Annotated in this window: 13 protein-coding genes; 11 read left to right on the forward strand and 2 right to left on the reverse strand. The window is 49.8% G+C overall.

Annotated elements, in window-relative coordinates; genetic code table 11:
• Both DC345_RS16990 and DC345_RS16995 read left to right on the forward strand, forming a co-directional pair.
• Window positions 1-1807: S-layer homology domain-containing protein (locus DC345_RS16990; RefSeq protein WP_181586620.1), on the forward strand; the 1807-nt coding region annotated here is incomplete at its 5' end.
• 431 nt (window positions 1808-2238) lie between these two features.
• Window positions 2239-2580 (forward strand): DUF4190 domain-containing protein, encoded by a 342-nt coding sequence (locus tag DC345_RS16995; RefSeq protein ID WP_113054067.1) that lies wholly within the window; start codon window positions 2239-2241, stop codon window positions 2578-2580.
• Between the two features lie 151 nt (window positions 2581-2731).
• On the opposite strand, the gene DC345_RS17000 is transcribed toward DC345_RS16995, so the two are convergent.
• Together DC345_RS17000 and DC345_RS17005 are read right to left on the reverse strand one after the other, a co-directional pair.
• Window positions 2732-4918 carry a YhgE/Pip domain-containing protein gene (locus DC345_RS17000; protein ID WP_113054068.1) on the reverse strand — a complete coding sequence of 729 codons (2187 nt, stop codon included), beginning with the start codon at window positions 4916-4918 and terminating at the stop codon, window positions 2732-2734.
• Window positions 4919-4998: 80 nt separating this feature from the next.
• Window positions 4999-5577 (reverse strand): TetR/AcrR family transcriptional regulator, encoded by a 579-nt coding sequence (locus tag DC345_RS17005; RefSeq protein WP_113054069.1) that lies wholly within the window; start codon window positions 5575-5577, stop codon window positions 4999-5001.
• 279 nt (window positions 5578-5856) lie between these two features.
• Here DC345_RS17005 and DC345_RS17010 point away from each other — a divergent pair, with 279 nt between their 5' ends.
• The 9 genes from DC345_RS17010 to DC345_RS17050 all read left to right on the forward strand — a co-directional run bounded on the left by DC345_RS17010 (window position 5857) and on the right by DC345_RS17050 (window position 20157).
• Window positions 5857-6066 (forward strand): tautomerase family protein, encoded by a 210-nt coding sequence (locus DC345_RS17010; protein ID WP_113054070.1) that lies wholly within the window; start codon window positions 5857-5859, stop codon window positions 6064-6066.
• A gap of 56 nt (window positions 6067-6122) precedes the next feature.
• Window positions 6123-7040 carry an ABC transporter permease gene (locus tag DC345_RS17015; protein ID WP_063567852.1) on the forward strand — a complete coding sequence of 306 codons (918 nt, stop codon included), beginning with the start codon at window positions 6123-6125 and terminating at the stop codon, window positions 7038-7040.
• Between the two features lie 12 nt (window positions 7041-7052).
• Window positions 7053-7931, forward strand: coding sequence for a carbohydrate ABC transporter permease (locus DC345_RS17020; protein WP_063567831.1), 879 nt, complete (start codon window positions 7053-7055; stop codon window positions 7929-7931).
• A gap of 42 nt (window positions 7932-7973) precedes the next feature.
• The gene (locus DC345_RS17025) at window positions 7974-9011 is read left to right on the forward strand and encodes a response regulator transcription factor (protein ID WP_076290285.1); all 1038 of its coding nucleotides are present in this window, start codon (window positions 7974-7976) and stop codon (window positions 9009-9011) included.
• On the forward strand, window positions 9008-10846 hold the full coding sequence (locus DC345_RS17030) for a cache domain-containing sensor histidine kinase (protein WP_113054072.1): 1839 nt from the start codon (window positions 9008-9010) through the stop codon (window positions 10844-10846). The genes DC345_RS17025 and DC345_RS17030 overlap by 4 nt, the downstream gene beginning before the upstream one ends.
• A 30-nt stretch (window positions 10847-10876) precedes the next feature.
• Window positions 10877-11644, forward strand: coding sequence for an SDR family NAD(P)-dependent oxidoreductase (locus DC345_RS17035; protein WP_113054073.1), 768 nt, complete (start codon window positions 10877-10879; stop codon window positions 11642-11644).
• Window positions 11645-11678: 34 nt separating this feature from the next.
• Window positions 11679-14048 carry a DUF4962 domain-containing protein gene (locus DC345_RS17040; protein WP_113054074.1) on the forward strand — a complete coding sequence of 790 codons (2370 nt, stop codon included), beginning with the start codon at window positions 11679-11681 and terminating at the stop codon, window positions 14046-14048.
• 135 nt (window positions 14049-14183) lie between these two features.
• Entirely contained in the window at window positions 14184-15734 is a 1551-nt protein-coding gene (locus DC345_RS17045; RefSeq protein ID WP_181586621.1) for an extracellular solute-binding protein, read from the forward strand.
• Between the two features lie 97 nt (window positions 15735-15831).
• A complete protein-coding gene (locus tag DC345_RS17050) occupies window positions 15832-20157 on the forward strand; it encodes an alpha/beta hydrolase fold domain-containing protein (RefSeq protein WP_113054075.1) in 4326 nt (1441 codons plus the stop codon).
• Window positions 20158-20177 lie beyond the last annotated feature (20 nt).

Genomic DNA, 20177 nt, shown 5'->3' on the forward strand with positions numbered 1-20177 from the left:
GGTGACAGTGACGAACCCGACGAACCCGACAGATCCAACAAATCCAACGGACCCAACGGATCCGACGAACCCGACAGATCCAACAAATCCAACAGATCCAACGGAAGCGAACGCCGACAGCAACAGTGTTAGCGCAAGTCCAAACAGTGTAACAATAGGCGGAACAGTCACACTGAAGGCAGAGGGCGATCGTCAATCAGAAGACGGTGCTTTTGTTGGTGACAAGCGTTACGTGCCGGTAAGCTGGATCTCGACAGAGACTGGTAAGTCAGGAACGTTCATAAAAAACAATAACGGTAGCTACACGGCTGTTTACAGACCTTCGGCTGCTGGAAGTTATACGGTAACGGCGATATTCCAGAAGCAAACTTGGAATGGTACGACGTGGGTTTCCGGGATATCTGATACAAAGACGACAATGGTGACGGTGAATGATTCAACAAATCCAACGAACCCGACAAATCCAACAAATCCAACAAATCCAACAAATCCAACGAATCCGACAGATTCGACGAATTCAACGGAAGCGAATACGGAGAGCAACATTGTCAGCGAAACAGGCGTGATTGTTTTGGTTAATGGAAAAGTCGAAATGGCAGGCATAGCAAAAGAGACTGAAATAAATGGTCAATCGGCGACAATGATCATAGTTGATCAAAAAAAGCTTAAGGAGAAGCTTGTAACTGAGGGATTTGGTGCGGTTGTAACGGTTCCGGTGAAAACCAATTCTGATCTGGTTGTAGCTCAGCTTAACGGTCAGTCCATTCAGGAAATGGAGGATCTACAAGCTACTCTTGTTGTAAATACCGAACGCGCAATATACACCATTCCATCAGTTCAGATCAACATGAATGAGTTATCGAAGCAATTCGGACCGAACGTTTCACTACAGGACATCAAGGTAGAGCTTCAATTTGGCACAACGACGGCCGATATGGCAAGGATCGTTGAGCAAGCGGCAAAAGAAGGACGTTTTACGCCTGTGATACCAGCGATGGACTTTATGGTCAAGGGCATCTATGGTGACAAGACTGTAGAAATATCAACCTTCAGTGTATATATTGAACGTGCTATTGCAATTCCCGATGGCGTAGATCGGAACAAGATTACGACTGGTGTTGTCGTCGATCCTGATGGCACTTCTCGTCATGTTCCGACCAAAATTTCGGTTATTGATGGCAAGTATTACGCTGTCATCAACAGCTTGACCAACAGCACGTATTCAGTCGTATGGCATCCTCTCGAATTTAGCGATGTTGAGAAACATTGGGCGAAAGATGCGGTGAACGACATGGGGTCCCGCAAGGTTGTAGAAGGTGTTGGAAATGGAAATTATAATCCAAATCGCGACATTACCCGTGCCGAGTTTGTTGCAATTATGGTTCGGGGATTGGGGTTGAAACCTATAAATGAAGCTGCTCCTTTCTCGGATGTCAAGCGAACGGATTGGTACAATAGCTCGATCAGTACGGCCTCAGCATACGGATTGATTGACGGTATGGGGGACGGTACGTTCCTTCCGAACGAAAAGATCACGCGGGAACAGGCGATGGTTATTGTTACTAAGGCCATGAAAATTACAGGTCTAAAAGACAAGCTTGTTGTGCAATCGGATGAATTATTACTACGTCCGTTTGCAGACGCGTACACTTCATCTGATTGGGCGCAGAGCAGTATTGCGACTAACATTCAAGCAGGTATTATCATGGGAAGAAGCGAAACTAAGCTTGCACCGAAAGAATATATCACTAGAGCCGAGGTTGCTGCAGTTATCCAACGACTGCTTCAAAAATCGGATCTGATTTAATATCCACGCAAAAAAAAGAGACCTGGAATCCATTGTGATTCCAGGTCTTTCTTTTTTCGCGAAACGCTCAGTACGCGGGTCAACCCATTGTAGCCACCAGTTTAAAACGTCAGTTTCAGAGTTTCTCTTAAATTATTTCTAATTACTAAATATTTTCCTCATGAGGCTCTCCAATTTCAAAGCTCTATTTATCCGATGTACTACAGCCTTTCATTAAAAAAATCGACAATTGTAAAAATGTGAATTTATACACAATAAATCTCTTTATCTTCAAATAAAATATTATAATTCCTATGTTCTTAGGTGCTCCGCGTTTCTGGACAAATAAGTGAATATATTTAATAAAATCGGAATATTTACAAATAATGGAGCATAATTTTCCAGCTAATCAAGTATAATGAGACTACTTAACAAACAGGGAGGATTTACCTTTGGATCAACGTCAGAATGATGTGGATCGTTATTATATCGATCCACTTCCACCACCACCTTATGTAGTACCCAAAACCAATAGCAAGTCTATTGCAGCTCTTGTCTTGGGAATTTTGTCAATCATGATTCCATATTTGGGATTTCTGATTGGGATTGTTGCTATCGTATTTGCCTCTATTTCTCTTAAGGAAATCAGGCTTCGCATGGAACAGGGAAAAGGACTTGCGATAGCCGGTCTCGTCTGTGGCATCATCGGCACAGCCATTTATGCGATTATCCTGTTATTCCTGCTGGTAGTATTCGCCGTTTACACTAATGGGGAGATTTCTTCTACATATTAGTTTTCTACATATTAGGATGATGAAAACTGAAGAAGGGCGAGCTACTTTTGCTCTTCGCTCAAAAAAAGCAAGGCCGTTTATAAGCAAACACTCGCTGTGTTCCGGACGAGGATATGCTTGTAACACGCCTTGCTTTTTATTTTTTTGAATTCTACACGTGAAGCACTGCCTCACTATTAACTTCTTCTACCTCATTCGTGCGATGCATCATGAAATAGGCAAAGGTAGCTACCAGACCAATCACCGCAAAGATGCACAGAATTCCGATCTGATCCCACGCCACACCGAACTGTCCACTCGAAATAACAGCTTTATACCCGGTTACCGAATAGGTCATTGGCAGCCATGGATTGAAACCTTTCAGCCAATTCGGAATGAGCTCCAACGGGAACGTACCTGCACTGGTGGTCAATTGGAAGATTAACATGAGGATCGCCAGGAAGCGGCCGGGATTCTCTAACCAAGTAACCAGAGCCTGAATGATGTACATGAAGGTCAGGCTGGTAACGAAACTGAATAAAAGGAACAAAGGCACGCTTTGAACTTCCAGGCCCAAGCCGGACAAGACAAGCCAGGAAGCGAGCAGGGACTGCACGGCACTCATGATTGTGAACGCCAGCGTTCTGCTCACAAAACGATTCCAGCCACTCGCATCGGTAACCGAGCTGCTGCGTGTTGGTACAACCAGCGTTGCAATCAATGCCCCCACAAATAGCCCCAAAGACAGGAAGTATGGCGAGAATCCTGTACCATAGTTGGGCACTTCATTATGTTTATGTTCATCCACCTGAACGGGCTCTGCGAACATTGTTACGAGTTCATCCGTCTTTTTCACACTGCCCGTTTGATCGGCGGCATCATTCAGTTTGGTTGCAAGTTCACCAGAGCCGTCGGTCAACTTGGCGGTACCTTCTTTTAAATCTCCTGCGCCGTTATCCAGCTTGCGGGAACCATCGGCAATGGTGGTGATTCCGTCTGAAAGTTGGCTCAACCCGTCAACCAGTTTCCCTGCACCTGCGTTTAATTGACTCGAACCCTCTGAAAGTTTGGCTCCGCCAGCGGCAGCCTCAGACAGCTTGGCGTTGAACTGCTGGAGGCCAGTCGCAAGCTGTACCTGCCCGGCGGACAATTGCGTTGCTCCTTCCAAAAGCTGCTGCTCACCCTGCACTAACTGGCTGCTGCCTTGGTGCAGCTGCTGCTGCGCAGCTTGCAGGTTCTGGCTGCCTTCGAGCAATTGCTGTCCACCTTGATATACCTGTTCGCTACCAGCGGCAACAGCCTGGCTTGCTGCCAGCAGCTGCTGTACAGCCGGATTGGCTGCGAGCTCCGGACTTGCCTCAGCCAGTTGCGCAAGTCCTTGCGCGACGGCCTTGGCACCTTCACTTACTTTGCCGCTGCCTCCGACTGAAGTTTGCAATCCAGCGTTCAGCTTGGCGCTGCCTTCCTCGGTTGCTGCCAGTCCAGCATCCAATTGGGCTGCTCCTTCCTGAGCAGATTGAATCCCAGCCTGTAACGTTTTGCCGCCAGCTTCAGCCTGTGCTGCTCCGTCACCAAGCTTCGTACCTGCCGCCGCCAATTGGGACAAACCATTGGAAAGGGAGTTGGCTCCCGTATGAAGCTCATCAATACCCTGAGCCAAGGTGTTCGTGCCTTCTTTTAACGGGGCAATGCCTGTTTCGAGTTGATCGGTTCCATCGGCCAGCTCGGACAGGTTTTCTTTCAGCTTGGAGGCACCTTCATCCAGCTTAACCGCACCCTCGTTGATTTGACCTGCGCCATCTCCAGCATCCGCCAGACCGCTAGAGATCTTCTCCACCTGATCGAGTAACGTTTCGGTATACGATTCCGTCACTTTGGCCGAGACTTTGGATTTGATCTGTTTGACCGCTGTCCCGCCAATCTGACCCGCAAGGAAGTTGTATCCTTCATTGGGTTCATAGATCAGCTCAGCCGGCTGGGGATGGTCATCCATCAGAGTGGTTGCTTTGGCGGAAAAATCCTCTGGAATAACAATCGTCATATAATACGTGTTGTCTTCCATGCCTTTTTCGGCTTCTTCTCGTGTCACAAATTTCCAGTTGAAGTCGTCACTTTTTTTCAATTCATCGACCAGGTTCTGGCCGACTTCCAGCGATTTGTCGTTGTAGGTTGCCCCCTGATCCGTGTTGACCACGGCAACAGGCAGTTCATTCATTTTGCCGTAAGGGTCCCAGAACGCATTGAGGAACAGGCCGCTATACAGTACCGGAATGAACAGTACCACGAGAATCGGAATAAATACTTTCGGTTTCTTGAAGGCGGATTTCAAATCCTGCCCAAATACAGTGAATGATTTCATCATGTTCTCTCCCTATCATTACGCTACTCTGTTGCTATATCTATCTCTAATCCATAAAGGATTCAGCCGCGCATCTTTCTTTATGTAGGGGATAATCCACTTTTGAGAAAGAGGCCCACGAAATCCTTGATCTGATCCTTATGAAGCGAAGGATGCGCTTTGTTCCAATCGGAAGTTAAAGTGACATACAGCTTCAGCAGGACAAAAGAGACCAGCTTTGGATCGTCTTCACGAATCTGCTCTAGTTCCATGGCGCGCTGAACTTGGCGTTCCAAATATTCGAGAATCGCTGTCTCTACTTTCTGCAAACCTTCCTTCGCCTGAGGTGTGCCAAACTCATTTACTTCCTGAAATAGCTTGATTAACAGCTCATGTTCCTCTCTATACTCCAGCAAAGCGTCCATGCTCTCGTGTACGTTCTCAAGAAACGGTTTGTCGTCTTGAACAGTTTGTTCCGTAATCCGCTTCATATCAGTAATGATCGAGTGGAGGATCTCTCCGAACAATTCTTCCTTGTTCTCGAAAAAAGTATAGATCGTACCTTTCCCCACGTTGGCCAGTCTCGCAACTTGTTCCATTGTGGTGGCTTTGTATCCAAACAACGCGAACGATTTCTCAGCAGAGTCCATGACTTGCTGTCTTCGATCGATGGTTTTCATGGCATATACACCTCCTAGTCGTATGCAATGATAAAAGTAACTCAGATTTGACCGGATTACTTATTTGGTCAATTGGTCGTAAACAAATGTATCATTGAATGCGGAGAGAAGAAGTGATGTTTGTCATAAGCCCATCTGGAATATTAGCTTCCCACCATCATCCCCACCTAAAGAAAACACAAGTGAACGAAAAGACAGTCCATTGTTGCTCTATCTCAGGAGCGCTAAGATGAAGTTGTTGAAGCGTTTACATTATATGGTGAAGGGAGCTTAACTCGGATGCCAGAAATTACGATCAGGCTGTATGAAGGCAGGACGGATGAGCAAAAGCAGGAGATAGTGGAGGTGTTCACACGCGAGCTCTCGCGTATTATCGACCGTGAACCGGATTATATTTCCGTTGAATTCAATGAAATCCCATGGGACGAGAACGTTCCTGATAATTTGAAAGCCATGCAATCACAGAAGCAAGGAGGGAAGAAGACGTGAAGCCGGCGGACTTTGCGCCGCCAAGCCGGGGGACAGCGAGACTTCACTCGTCTGGTCTGGGCACTCGGCTCGGAGATGCGGGACGTTATCTTTGGCGATACCGGATACTATATCTGCTCTCCGTACCGGGCATTCTGTATTTTTTCCTTTTCAAATATGTGCCTCTGTTCGGTTCGATCATTGCTTTTCAGAACTACAACATTTTCAAAGGCATCACCGGAAGTGATTGGGTAGGCCTGGAGCATTTCCAGAAGATGTTCAGCCATTATGACTTTTTGCGAATTCTCAATAATACACTTCTGCTCGGACTATATGATCTGGTGATTGCATTCCCGGTACCGATCTTACTGGCCATTCTGCTGAATGAAGTACGGATGATTGTGTTTAAGCGTTTGCTGCAAACGATTGTATACATGCCTCACTTTCTGTCCTGGGTTGTCATTAGTGGTATATTCATGGGGATTTTCTCGATGGATGCCGGGGTGGTGAACAAGGCACTTGGATTTCTGGGCATGCAGCCGATCTACTTTCTTGGAGAAGACTCGTACATTCGTTCCATTCTGATCGGTTCGGGGATCTGGCGCGACTCCGGTTACGGAACGATTATTTTCCTGGCTGCCATTGCGGGCATTAATCCCGATCTGTATGAGGCGGCAGAGGTAGATGGAGCCGGACGTTTGAAGCAAATATGGTCGATTACCCTGCCATCCTTACTGCCGACGATTATGATCCTGCTGCTGCTGCACATCGGGAAGTTCCTTGATCTGGGCTTTGAGCGTGTGTTCGTATTCCTGAATCCGCTCAATCTGGAATCGGGTGAAATTCTCGATACGTATATTTACAAAGCCGGCCTGCTCTCACAGCAGTACAGCTATACAACGGCTATCGGATTGTTCAAGTCGGTCGTGGGTTTGATGCTTGTTCTACTCGGTAATTTCTTCAGCAAAAAAACAACCGGCGAAAGCCTGTATTAGGAGGCGAGATAGATGCGTACCCCCAGTGTCCGTTACCGTATATTCCGCATTGGAAATCTCGTTTTTCTTACGCTGCTCTCGTTGACGATGATTCTGCCTTTCATTAATGTGCTGGCTCAATCTCTCAGCAGCTCGGAAGCGATTATGGGCGGAAAGGTCAGCTTCTGGCCTGTCGCTTTTACCTGGATCAATTATGAATATGTATTCGGCGATGCTTCGTTCTGGCGGGCATTTGCGGTATCGGTTGGGGTGACGCTGTTCGGGACGCTGGTCAATCTTGCTGCAACGGCATCGTTGGCGTATCCCGTTTCCCGTCCAGAGTACAAGGGGCGCTCCCTGGTCGTCATGTTTGTCCTGGTGACCGTTGTATTCTCGGCGCCGCTCATTCCAAACTTTATCCTGATGAAGGAACTGCATCTGGTCAACAATCCGCTGGTGCTGATTGTGCCAGGAGCGATTAATGCCTTTAACTTTTTCGTTATGCGCTCGTTCTTCGCACAGCTGCCGGGTGAACTGATCGACGCTGCCCGTATCGATGGCTGTGGGGAATTTGGCATCATCTGGCGTATCGTCATTCCATTGTCCAAACCGGCTATGGCATCACTCGGCATTTTCTATGCGGTAGGCCACTGGAATGCCTATTCTACCGCGCTTTATTATCTGAATGATCCGGCCTGGTGGCCGATCCAGGTAACACTCAAGAAGTTGTTTGAGAGTGACGATATTTCCGTCGATCCAGGTTCTGCCGTCTACAGCACCCTTGCGCATACATCGCCGGAAGGCATCAAAATGGCAACCATCATCATCGCCACCTTGCCAATCATTATCATTTACCCTTTCCTGCAAAAGCATTTTGTAAAAGGAATCATGGTCGGCTCCGTCAAATCTTAAGTACAAGAAGCATACAGATCTGACGGAAACGGGGGAATGGCGATGTTCAGAATCTTGATTACGGACGATGAGCCGATGATTCGGATGGGTCTGGCGAAGATGATCAAGCAAGCGGGACTGTTTGACTGTGAGATACGTCAGGCAGCGCATGGGGAAGAGGCCCTTCAGGTGGTAGAGGCCTTTCGGCCGCACATCCTGTTTACGGATATCCGCATGCCGACGATGGATGGTATTGAGCTGTGTCGACGTTTATCCGAGCAAGGCAGTACGATGCGCATTATTGTGGTTTCCGGTTATTCGGACTTTGAATATGCAAGAGCCTGTATGGATTATGGGGTAAAGCGATATCTGCTGAAGCCTGTGGGAAGGCAGGAGCTGCATGAACTGCTGCTCAAATTGCTGGCCACCGAAGAGGATAAACCTACGGTGTCCCTTGTACCCGTGAGGGAGCTGAATGATTGGGCGATGCGTCTGGAAGAGGCCATATGGGAGCTGAGACAGTCCGATGTGACGGAGCTGCTCGCAGCATGGTCTGGTCGGTATCCGGCATATTCCTTGATGCCTGAGCAGACAGCGGAGCTTTTTCAGGAATTGCTGGAATTGATTGTGGCCCGCATGAACGCACGTGGCAACGGAACGATGAGTACATCCTGCGAGATAAATGAAAGCGCTTCCTCAAAAGAGTGCTTCGAGGCTTTGGGCAACGAGATCCACACGTTAATGAAGACGATCAAGGAAAAGCGTAGTGGCAAGCGCAAGCACCCGGTGGAAGAAGCAAAAGCCTATCTGGAGAAGCATTTGCGCCGCGAAGTTTCGCTGGATGAGATTGCCGCCAAGCTGGGCCTTAACCCGTCCTACTTCAGCCAACTATTTAAGCAGACAACAGGCCAGACCTTTATCCAATACCGGATACGCAGCAAAATGGAACTGGCCAAACGCATGCTGGAACAGCCGGGCAACCGGATTACGGATATTTCCTACGAAGTGGGGTATGCAGATCATCCCCATTTCACGAAGACATTCAAGAAAATTACCGGACTGACACCGTCCGAATACCGCAGCAAGTTGGGCATTGAATGATGAAGCGCAGCCTGTCCATCCGCCTGTTCTTTCATTTTGCCGTCGTGATTACGTTGTCCCTGTCCGCCATCGGCCTGTTCACCTATACCTATGCCTCGACTGAAATGAACGACCAGCTTGCGGACAATATCGCCCAAACGATGCGCAATACGGCATACCAGACCGATCTGTATTTGCAAAATTATGATCGTGCGACCTACTCCATCCTCTCGAACGGAAGTGTGAAGCACTTTCTCGATATGAATTCGGAGGACAGTTATGCCTATTACGAGTACAGCCGTCAGATTAAGACGAATGTGTTCCCGCCTGTTTTTATGTTATACCCACAGATCAAGTTCCTGTATGTTATCGGGGATAACGGGCGTGTTGTGATTGATGACAACCAGAATTCAGCCGGCATACCGGATATCGACGCGGTACAGCAATATAAGGAGTTGCTGGCTGCAACCCCTGCAAATGGCGAATCGACGTTGCTGACCCGCAGTATTCGCGGTGGACAGAGTGCCAATGTGATTACGATCGCGCGACGGATCAGAGGGGTGTCCTCCTATACGCCCAATGGAGTACTGGCGATGGAAGTGAATGTGCTGGAACTTGACAAAATATGGGGAGAACTCGATCTCGGTCAAGGTGGGTATCAGTATGTGATGGATCAGAACGGAACGGTAATCTACACACCCGGGGACGAAGAGGCGCAGACGGCTATGCCGTCCAACACTGTGAACAGGCTTATGCACATGGAGGCAGGGTTACTGGAACAGAACACGGATGGCACCAAGCGGCTGCTCATATCGGAACTTTCGGCATATTCGGGATGGCGCTTTGTCGCTTCCGTGCCGCTGTCGGAGCTGCAAAGACCGATTGCAACGATTCGTTCGGCCACCTTATGGGTTGGTGCAGGGACCTTGCTCGCTGCACTTGTCGTGGCCTACCGGATTGGAGCATCTCAAGTGGAACCCATTCGTGTGCTGATGATCGGAATGAGACAGACGGAGAAGGGAATCTGGAACAAGGTGGAGATGAAGGAAAGGCGCGATGAAATTGGTGTGCTGATTCGCAGCTATAATCTGATGGTCAGCCGCCTGTCGGACATGATTGAGAGTGTATACGAGTCGGAGCTGCGCCGCCAGAAGTCGGAAATCGAGCTTCAGCAGGAGGCGCTGGAACGGCACCGTGCGGAATTTCAGGCGCTTCAGTTGCAGATCAATCCGCATTTTCTCTACAACACCCTGGAAACGATCAAATGTTATGCCGTCGTACAGGACTCCGAAGAAATCGCACAGATGGTGGAATCCATGGCTCATATGCTCCGTTATTCCATTCAGACCAATCTGGAGGAAATTACGGTTGCCAATGAACTGAAGCACGTGCTGGCCTACCTTTCCATCATGAAACATCGCATGGATCGGGAGCTTGAAGTGGAGGTCATCATTGCACCGGATCTGTTGTTGGAAAAAATGGTTCGACTCACTCTTCAGCCACTGGTGGAAAATGTGCTACAACACGCATTTCCGCGAGGCATGGAGCCCGGTCACTTTATCCGTATCGATGCTCGGCGCCTGGAAGATCGCTTTCTTGTCATCGTCCAGGATAACGGCATGGGCATGAGCGAGGAACGCCTGAAGAAGCTGCGTGACCGTCTGGAATTGAATCGTCTGGCAGGCGAAGATTCCGATGATGTCTACCATCGCGGAGGCATCGGACTCATGAATGTTCATCGCCGGATACAGCTGGTATTTGGAGAAATGTATGGCTTGATGATTGAGAGTGAGCAAGGCTTGGGAACGACCATTACGATGGCGCTTCCCGCAGATCAGCATAGCAAACGGATTTAATTGAACCTATAACAGGGAGGAAGATCGAACATGAATATTAACTTGCAGAACAAAATTGCGCTGGTTACCGGCTCCAGCGGAGGAATTGGTGCTGCCATTGCTGGGGCATTGGCACGTTGCGGAGCAAAGGTAGCTGTGAATGGCTTGCATAATATGGATCGGGCGGAGGAGGTCGTGGCCGCCATCCGGGATGCTGGCGGTGAAGCAGCGGCATTTCAGGCAGATGTGACCGATACGAATGCCATAGAATCGATGGTTGGGGATATTACGCTCCGCTTTGGCGGTCCGATTGATCTGTTGATTAATAATGCAGGGCATCTGGTTGAACGGAGTCCGATTGAAACGATGAGCGAGGAGCTTTACAGCCGGATTATGGATGTCAATCTGAAGAGCGCTGTTTTTGTCTCCAAAGCGGTCATTCCTGGTATGAAAGCGGCTGGAGGCGGCCGAATTATCAATCTGACCTCGGTAGCGGCTCATAACGGGGGCGGTCCGGGTGCAGCTATTTACGCAGCCTCCAAGGCATCTGTCATTGCGTTAACCAAAGGACTTGCCAAAGAACTGGCGCCTGGCGGGATTACGGTCAATGCCCTTTCACCGGGCTTCATCGGGCAAACGGCATTCCATGCAACGTTCACCTCGGCGGAAGGCCGATCTTCTGCGGTAAGCAGCATTCCGCTTGGACGAGAAGGGACTCCCGATGATGTCGCAGGAGCGGCGCTGTACCTGTGTTCCGAGCTGGGTTCTTTTATAACCGGAGAAACGATTGAAATCAATGGCGGAATGTACATGCGTTGATGCTACACCATTGCGATAAGGAGGGGACGATACGATGGAAGTGAAGCGGAAGCTTGCAGAAAGACCGTTGTACCAACCAATCAGCGGGCCATTCCATGTGGACTATGCACCTGATGAACATACCGTTCTGGCAGAGAATCCGCCAAGATTTACCTGGATGGCGGCGCAGCAGGAGGATGAGAACGCCTATATGCTGCAGGTGTCGGTGGGGCCTTCTTTTCAGGAAGAAGGGACGATGACCTTTGCGCCGCTCCCGTATAACTTTTTCACGCCGGATAAAGTGTTTGAACCTGGAGATTATTATTGGCGATATGCACTGCTTGTAGATCATCCAGTGCAGCAAGGTAGCGAAGCCGAAGTGGATGTCGTGCTGGGTAAGCAGCAGGAAATGTCGACATGGAGTGAGGTGAGGCGGTTTACGGTACCAGCGGGATTGCCCGAGACACCGATACCTTCTCGGGCACAGCGGTATGTTGCCACGGAAACGTCTCACCCTCGGCTATGGCTCGGAGATAGCGGGCTAAGGGCACTTGCGGATGCCATTGCGTCAGATGCTACATATTGCGGCTGGGATATGTTTATGGCAAAATCCGTGGAGCCATGGGCCAACAGAGAGCCGATCAGTGAACCGCTGCCTTACCCGGATAACAAACGTGTCGCTGCGCTGTGGAGGCAAATGTACATTGACTGTCAGGAAACGTTATATGCGATTCGTCATCTCAGCATCGCGGGGCGGGTGCTTCGTGACGAACGGTTGCTTGGTGCAGCGAAAACCTGGCTGTTGCATGTAGCGGCTTGGGATACGGAAGGAACGACCTCCCGTGATTACAACGATGAAGCGGCCTTTCGGGTCGCAGCCGCGCTCGCTTGGGGCTATGATTGGCTGCATGATGAGTTGAACAGTGAAGAGCAAGATGTGGTGAGGCGCAGTTTGCTGCGGCGGACAGAACAGGTGGCCCAGCATGTGATGGTCCGCTCGAAAATCCATCATGTGCCTTATGACAGCCATGCTGTGCGTTCATTGTCTTCCGTGCTTGTGCCCTGCTGCATGGCCATGTTGCATGAGGAGCAGCAGGCTGCAGAGTGGCTGGATTATGCGATCGATTATTATGCCTGTCTGTACTCCCCTTGGGGAGGAAGTGATGGAGGTTGGGCCGAAGGTCCAATGTACTGGACAACAGGTATGGCCTACGTGACCGAAGCGATGAATTTGTTGCGAAACTATGCGGGCATCGATTTCTTCTGTCGGCCGTTCTTCCAGCGTACTGGGGATTTTCCACTCTACGTGTACCCGCCCGATGCTCGGCGCGCCAGCTTTGGAGATCAGTCTACGCTGGGTGACCCCGTAAACTTGAAAACAGGCTATCTTGTCCGCCAACTGGCAGGTGTTACAGGAAACCGCTGGTACCAGTGGTACTTTGAGCGTGTACGCCAATCCGATCCGGGGACAGAGGGAGCTTTTTATAACTACGGTTGGTGGGACTTTAACTTTGACGACTTGGTATACCGCCACGATTATCCGCAGGTGGAGGAAGAGTCGCCTGTGGACATTGAGCCACTTAAGTGGTTCCGTGATGTGGGGTGGGTAGCGATGCATCATCGGATGGATAATCCGGATGAGCATATCATGCTGCTTCTCAAGTCGAGCCGTTACGGCTCGATCAGCCACAGTCATGCGGATCAGAACAGCTTCACTTTGCATGCATTTGGTGAGCCACTTGCAGCGGATACAGGCTATTATATCGCGCACGGCAGCTCTTTTCACCGGGAATGGCGCAGGCAGACACGCTCCAAAAACAACCTGCTGATCGGTGGAGCAGGTCAGTATGCGGAGAACAACAAGGTGCTGAACATGGCCGCCACCGGGCAGATCGAGGAGGCCTATTGGCGGGATGGCGATGGTTATGTGCGCGCGGTAGCGACCGATGCCTATGCCAGCACCGTACCCCATGTGAAGCGTGTTGTACGGGAGATTCATTTTCTGCAATCATCCTATTTCGTCATTGTGGACCACATTGACCTGGAGAAGCCGGACAGCGTTCAATGGCTGTTTCATGCACTGCACCCGCTACAGCTGAAAGGGCAGAGCTTCCGTCTGGACGGTAATAAGGCTGGGCTTGAGGGCACGTTTGTATATGCTTCCTCCGGTGAGCTGGCGCTCAGCCAGACGGATCAATTCGCAGAGGTGGACCCGGCAGAGTACGAAGGACTGGAAAGACATTATCATCTGAGCGCAGAAACGCGCCCTGCTTCAAGCCATAGAATTGTAACACTGCTTGTGCCGTATAAGATCGAGGAGCCGAAGTATGTCCCCTATTTCATCGATGACCAGGATCACGGCATCCATCTCTATTTTACCGACAACGGTGTTACGAAGAAGATCGAGGTATCCAAGACGTACTAGGGAGTGCTGACCTAAAGAAAACGCAATCTCATCTAAAACATCCCCATTGTGGCAGGCGGTGGGGATGTTTTAACATCTATTTGAAAGCGCTTCACCAATGAGTGGTACCTAAATCAGGATGAAAAGAGGGGTAGCATGAAAAAGTGGATGGTCTCAGGCATGGCGTTATTGCTGGCAGCAGCTGTCATGACAGGATGCAACAAAGGCAGCGGAGCGGCATCCGGTGAGGGCGGGGGAGACGGCAAAACAAAATTCTCCATTTCACTACGTACGCTGGCGTATACCTATGTGGAGAAGTCACCGGACATTAACAAGGATCAATGGGTGAAGAAACTGGAGGATCTGACCAATACCGATCTGAAAATTATCCTGGTGCCCCATAAGGAATATGAACAGAAAATGGTCCAGATGTTTGCCACCAATGATATTCCTGATGTGGTGCAGGGTGACGGCGGCGTCAACGGCAAAGAGATGGCCGGATCGGTCGAAGCAGGAGTATTTCAGCCGCTGGATGAACTGCTGCAGCAGTACGGGCAAGATTTGCTGAAAGCCGTGCCGAAGGAAGCCTGGGACCAGGTAACTCATGACGGACATATCTATGCCATTCCCGAATATTTATCCAATCCATCCCGCCGGGCAACCTGGATTCGCAAGGATCTGCTGGATCAAACGGGACTGCCGGTGCCTACTACGGTTGAGGAGACCATGGACGTTTTGCGCGCCTTTAAGAAACTCGGCGTGGAGAATCCGTATATGGGGCGTGAGGATTTCAAATATGCGGATACCTTTTTCGGTGCCTATGACGTACAGCAATTCCTGTCCATGATGGAGCAGCAGGGTGACCAGGTTGTACCGAAGTTCATGGATAACGAGAATATGCAGCAAGCCCTAACGGTCTATAAGACGATGTACGAGGAAGGGCTGATCAACAAAGAGTTCGCGACCATCAATTCCACCGTATTCAAAAATACGATTCTCTCTGGCAAGGCGGGCATGTGGTCCATGAACGCTAACGAACTGATCCAATGGGAGAAGCAGATTAAAGCGTCGGTTCCCGATGCCAAAATCGAGATTATCCCTTCCCCAGTCGGCCCCGACGGAAAGGGCGGTTATTATTTGTACGGTCCGGTGACACGTGCCTACTTTATTAATAAGGATGCGGCTGATCCGGCTTCCATTATCCGTTTCTTCAACTGGATGGTGTCAGACGAAGCCGAGAAGTTTTTCACATACGGCACAGAAGGAGAGACCTACACAGAGGATAATGGCGTGATTTCATACACAGCGCCAACAGACTCTGCTGGTGTGGACGAAGAGCGTTATCGTCAGTCGTTCTTATGGTTCGTACAGGACACGACGTACAATAAAGGCTCGTTGTCGCTGACAGAAGAAGGCAGAAAGCTGATGAATATTTACGATACCATTTTAGCCAAAGAAGGTCGGGATGGCATCAACTTTGATCCGCGTTTGGAAGCCTTTGTACAGAATCCTGATATTGCTCCCAATTCGGATACACCTCCTCAGGTATTGCTCACACACATGATCAAGATGGTTTATGGTAAGGAGCCGATTTCTGATTGGCCGAAAGTGGTAGAGGAATGGAAATCCAAAGGTGGCGATCAGGCAATCAAAGAAGCCACCGAGAAATTCAATAAGGGTGAGGGAGTGTCGGCACCGCGTCGCTAACGATTTAAGTTGAACTATACATTTTACACGATAACAGCGATCGGAAGGTTGTTCTGTTATCGGAGTGACAAGTCAGCTGAATATGGAGGGGATACAAGTGAGTGACGTGTTCATAACGTGGAAGAGGCGGGTTGTACTTGTTGCCATGTCTGTCATACTCATTAGCGGTATTACCGTTCCCGTGCATGAAGTTCGGGCGATGGAAGACGCTATTCCTAGCTCTATTTTCAATATTACACAGGAAGAAAATATCCCAGATCCGGAGGGCCCAGAGCTGGAGATTTACGCGGAAAACTTTGATGATCCGGACAATTTTGGCTCTACTGGCGGAATTGCATTGAGAGCTCCCTGGCTGCAGGAAGGAGAAGGTGGAAGCAAGGCCAAAACGTCATCTTCCACAACCGCACCTTCGCTGCCCAACATGATCAAGATTGACGGAACCGATGCACTCGCTCTGCCGCTTGATCTGACTGGATACGGAAATATCCGGCTGAGCTACTACACGCGCGCCTCATCCTATATCAGCGGTAGCATTATTATCGAATGGTCGAAGGACGGAGGCATTTCCTGGGCTACGCTGGAGACATTTGAACTTCCTCCGGGTACTCCTGACGTGAAGAACAAGCAAGGAAATACGCTAAAAAGCTGGACGCTGGGCTCGGAAGCGAACAATAACAGCACGGTGAAAATTCGTTTTCGAACAGGAGATGCCATGCAGGCCAACATGTATATCGACAATGTTGCCATTTACGGTCAGGCTATTCCCGGTATAACGCCTGCCCCATCCCCAGTGCCGCCTGGAGAGGAGAATACTGAGTTTACGCCACCACAAGGAGTGACTTTATACGAAGATGTGGAGATTGGCACGGCTGGTGGGCGAGCAATCTATTCATCCATTGCTGTTCCCGAGACAGCGGCAGCTGAACCGATGCCGGTCATGGTCTATATCCATGGAGGTGGATGGAATCACGGGGATCGAAAGCAGGCATTAAACTCCATATGCAATTATGTACTCAAACGTGGTTATATCGGTGTATCTCTGGACTACCGGCTGACACCTGAGGCGCCCTTCCCTGCCCAGATTCAGGATGTAAAGCTCGCTATCCGATACTTGCGAGCTCATGCGGCGCAGTACAATCTGGACCCGAGTCGTATCGGCGTCTGGGGATCATCTGCGGGCGGCCATCTGGCTGCATTACTCGGCACAACAGGGGACATGGTCGCTGGTGACACTGTAGAGCTCGATACAGGGGTGACGGTAGATGTACCTGATCTTGAAGGTTCTGGCGGATGGCCTGAGTATTCCGATAAAGTGCAGGCCGTCGCCGACTGGTACGGACCCGCTGATTTTACGACGGCATTTGCCAATAACTATAGCTCGGTTACGGCTCTGCTTGGTGGGCATCGTGCGTTCGATGTTCCGGAGCAGGCCAGACTTGCCATGCCTGGCACGTATGCTTCACCGGATGATCCACCGTTCTGGATTCGGCACGGTGATGCTGATGCCACCATTCCCTATACCGACAGTGTTACTTTCGCGGGACAGCTTCAATCTGCGGGTGTCCCGATTGTGGATATGAAAGTCGTACCAGGTCAGGGCCATGGATTTACAGGGACGGCTTCCGAGATTGCTAATGCGGAGGCGTGGGCCTTCCTTGATGAACATGTGAAGAACCGGATCGTTACGGAGCCCATTATTTTCAAAAGTAATCCCGAACACCCTTCGCCTGGAAATGAAGAAGAGGGAGAAGAAAAACCTTTGATTGAGAAGGTCATCGCCAGTAAACTGCCAAGCGACGATGCGGCGATTGACAGCGGAAAGCCTGATCTGAATTTCAATCAGGCAACGGGCTCCAGCACCGGATTACTAAGCATCTCTTCCACTTCATCGACCAAGAAATATGTGTATTTCAAATTTGATATGACCGGAAATGAGCCTGAAGGAGATCGGTATCGACTTCGGATTGCCGCCAAGAAAGGCACATCGAATATCGATACAGAGTTGTCTCTATATGGTTTGAATGCAACGGACTGGAGCGAATCATCGTTAACCTGGTCGAATGCTCCGGTTCAAAGTCTCAGCGAAGCTTCGCTCGTTGGCACATTCCAGGTTACGGCAGATCGTAATGGAAGCCCAGCAGTCTATGAAGTGGATGTAACCGATGTTGTGAAGAGTCGTCCAGATGCGGGGCAGGTTGCATTTTTGCTCGCGGATGCGGGATCAACTGGTGTTTCCGTGAACGTATACACCAAGGAAGCCAACGGAACAAGCAATCCGCGTCCACAGTTATCGGTCATTGCTTTAATTGAAGAAGGTAGTGACACGCAGTCGCCAGAATGGGAGCAGGGAGCCGAACTGAAAATTCGCAACTGGGGAACGGATTTTGCGGAACTGAGATGGCCCGCTGCCAGCGATGATACGGCTGTATCTGCCTACCGAATGTATCGGGATGGAGTTATGCTGGCAGAACAAGGTAAACAGTCATTTCGTGACAGCGGACTTGCAGCTGGAACATCGTACACGTTTCAAGTGAGGGCGATTGATGAGGCAGGTAACGTCAGCACTGCATTATCAACCGATATGACCACCCTTGCCGTTCCGGTTTCGTCCTTGTCTGTTGCTTCCGTCTCGGCAAGCGGCAGTGACGGTAACCTGGCGACCAATACCATCGACAATAACAGTTATACACGCTGGTCTGTTGCCGGAGAGGGGCAATGGATCACGTTTGATCTGGGTCAGGCTCAGCAAGTGGGCTATGTTGGGATTGGTTTTTACAAAGGGGATGTCAGGAAGACCTTTTTTGAGATAGAAACGTCTGTTGACGGTAATCATTGGACCCAGGTATATGACGGCGAAAGCAGTGGGGATACAACAGAAATGCAGGCATTTGATATCCCGGACACTTCTGCACGTTATGTACGGATCACCGGGCATGGCAATTCTGATTCCAGTATTTATACAAGTCTGACCGATGTGCATCTGTATGCCCCTTATGCAGGGGGAGGAACGCCCGTTGCCCTGATTCCATACATTGAGCCGCAACCACCGGAGGGAACGGTACCTTTTATCGATCCAGGTCTGACGGAGACAGATGGAACACCGCATACTATCCATTCTCCTCATGCTGTAACTGGACGTACGATTGATGTACGGGATTATGGAGCAGATCTGGCTGATAATACGAGTGATGATCGACCTGCAATACAGGCCGCCATTGATGAGGCTAACGTTGGTGATGAAGTGTTTTTGCCTAATGGAGTGTACAATTTGTTGTCCGGGCCGGATGGAACCACCAACCTGATGCTCAAATCCGGGGTGAACCTGAGAGGGGAGAGCGGTGAAGGAACTGTGCTCAAGACATCACTGGATCAAGTGACGGGCAGCGCTGTTCTGAAAGCATCAGCTCAGCAAAGCATTCTTGTATCCAATATGACCATAACTTCATCCTGGTCCGGCACTTACACGACCGATCACAAATCCAATAACCCCTCCGCAGGGGGGCCGGATAGCATGATCCACATCGCTAACTATGGTGAGGCTCCATCGTATGACATTACAATCGATGGCGTAATTGTGGAAAAATTCAAACGGATGGCTATCCGTATCGAACACAGCCGAGATGTCGTTGTGAAACATGCAACATTCCGTAATGCAACAGATCTGGGCCCTGGAGGTTCAGGTTATGGAATTTCCATTCAGGGAACGGCCAAGACCGATCGGCTCGGCTTTGACAATGATACGCTATGGAATGTGGTGGAGGATAGTACGTTTGAGGGCCCTTATCTCAGACATGGAGCGTTGATTCAGTTTGTCGCCCATAACAACGTGCTGCGTGGCAATACATTTAGCGGAACAAAGCTGGATGCTATTGATCTTCATGGTGAACTGGAGTATTTGAATGAAATCTCCGGCAATGTCATTACGGATGTGCTGACAGGCGCAGGGATCGGACTTGGCAATACAGGGGGTTCAGCACCCAGCAACCACAGCAAGTCGGGCAAAGGAAACTACATTCATGACAACACGATCACGAACAGCCAAATCGGCATTTCGGTAACCATGGGCACCCCGGATACATTAATCGAGAATAATCTCATCGAGAATACAACCACGATTGCCGATGCGGCAGGAATTAAAGTACTGAACGGACCGGGCACAGTAATACGCGGCAATGTGATCTGTAACAATACCGCCAGCGGATACTGGGGCGTGCGGCTTGAACGCGACAAAGGCGATGCCGGAGCCGGCAATATTGGCGAAGGAAACCCCGAGAATGTGTTGATTGAAAATAACCGAATCGAAGGTAACACAAACGGAATCGGACTCTTTGCCGGAGTCGGCATTCTGCTGAAGGCCAACATTCTAAACAATGTGAATGAGGACTACTACAAAGCAGCAGGTGTTACCGTTACCGAGTTATAAAAGGATCAGAACAAGTAGCC

Origin of the sequence: Paenibacillus taichungensis (assembly GCF_003287275.1) — a bacterium.
Taxonomy (GTDB): Bacteria; Bacillota; Bacilli; order Paenibacillales; family Paenibacillaceae; genus Paenibacillus; species Paenibacillus taichungensis_A.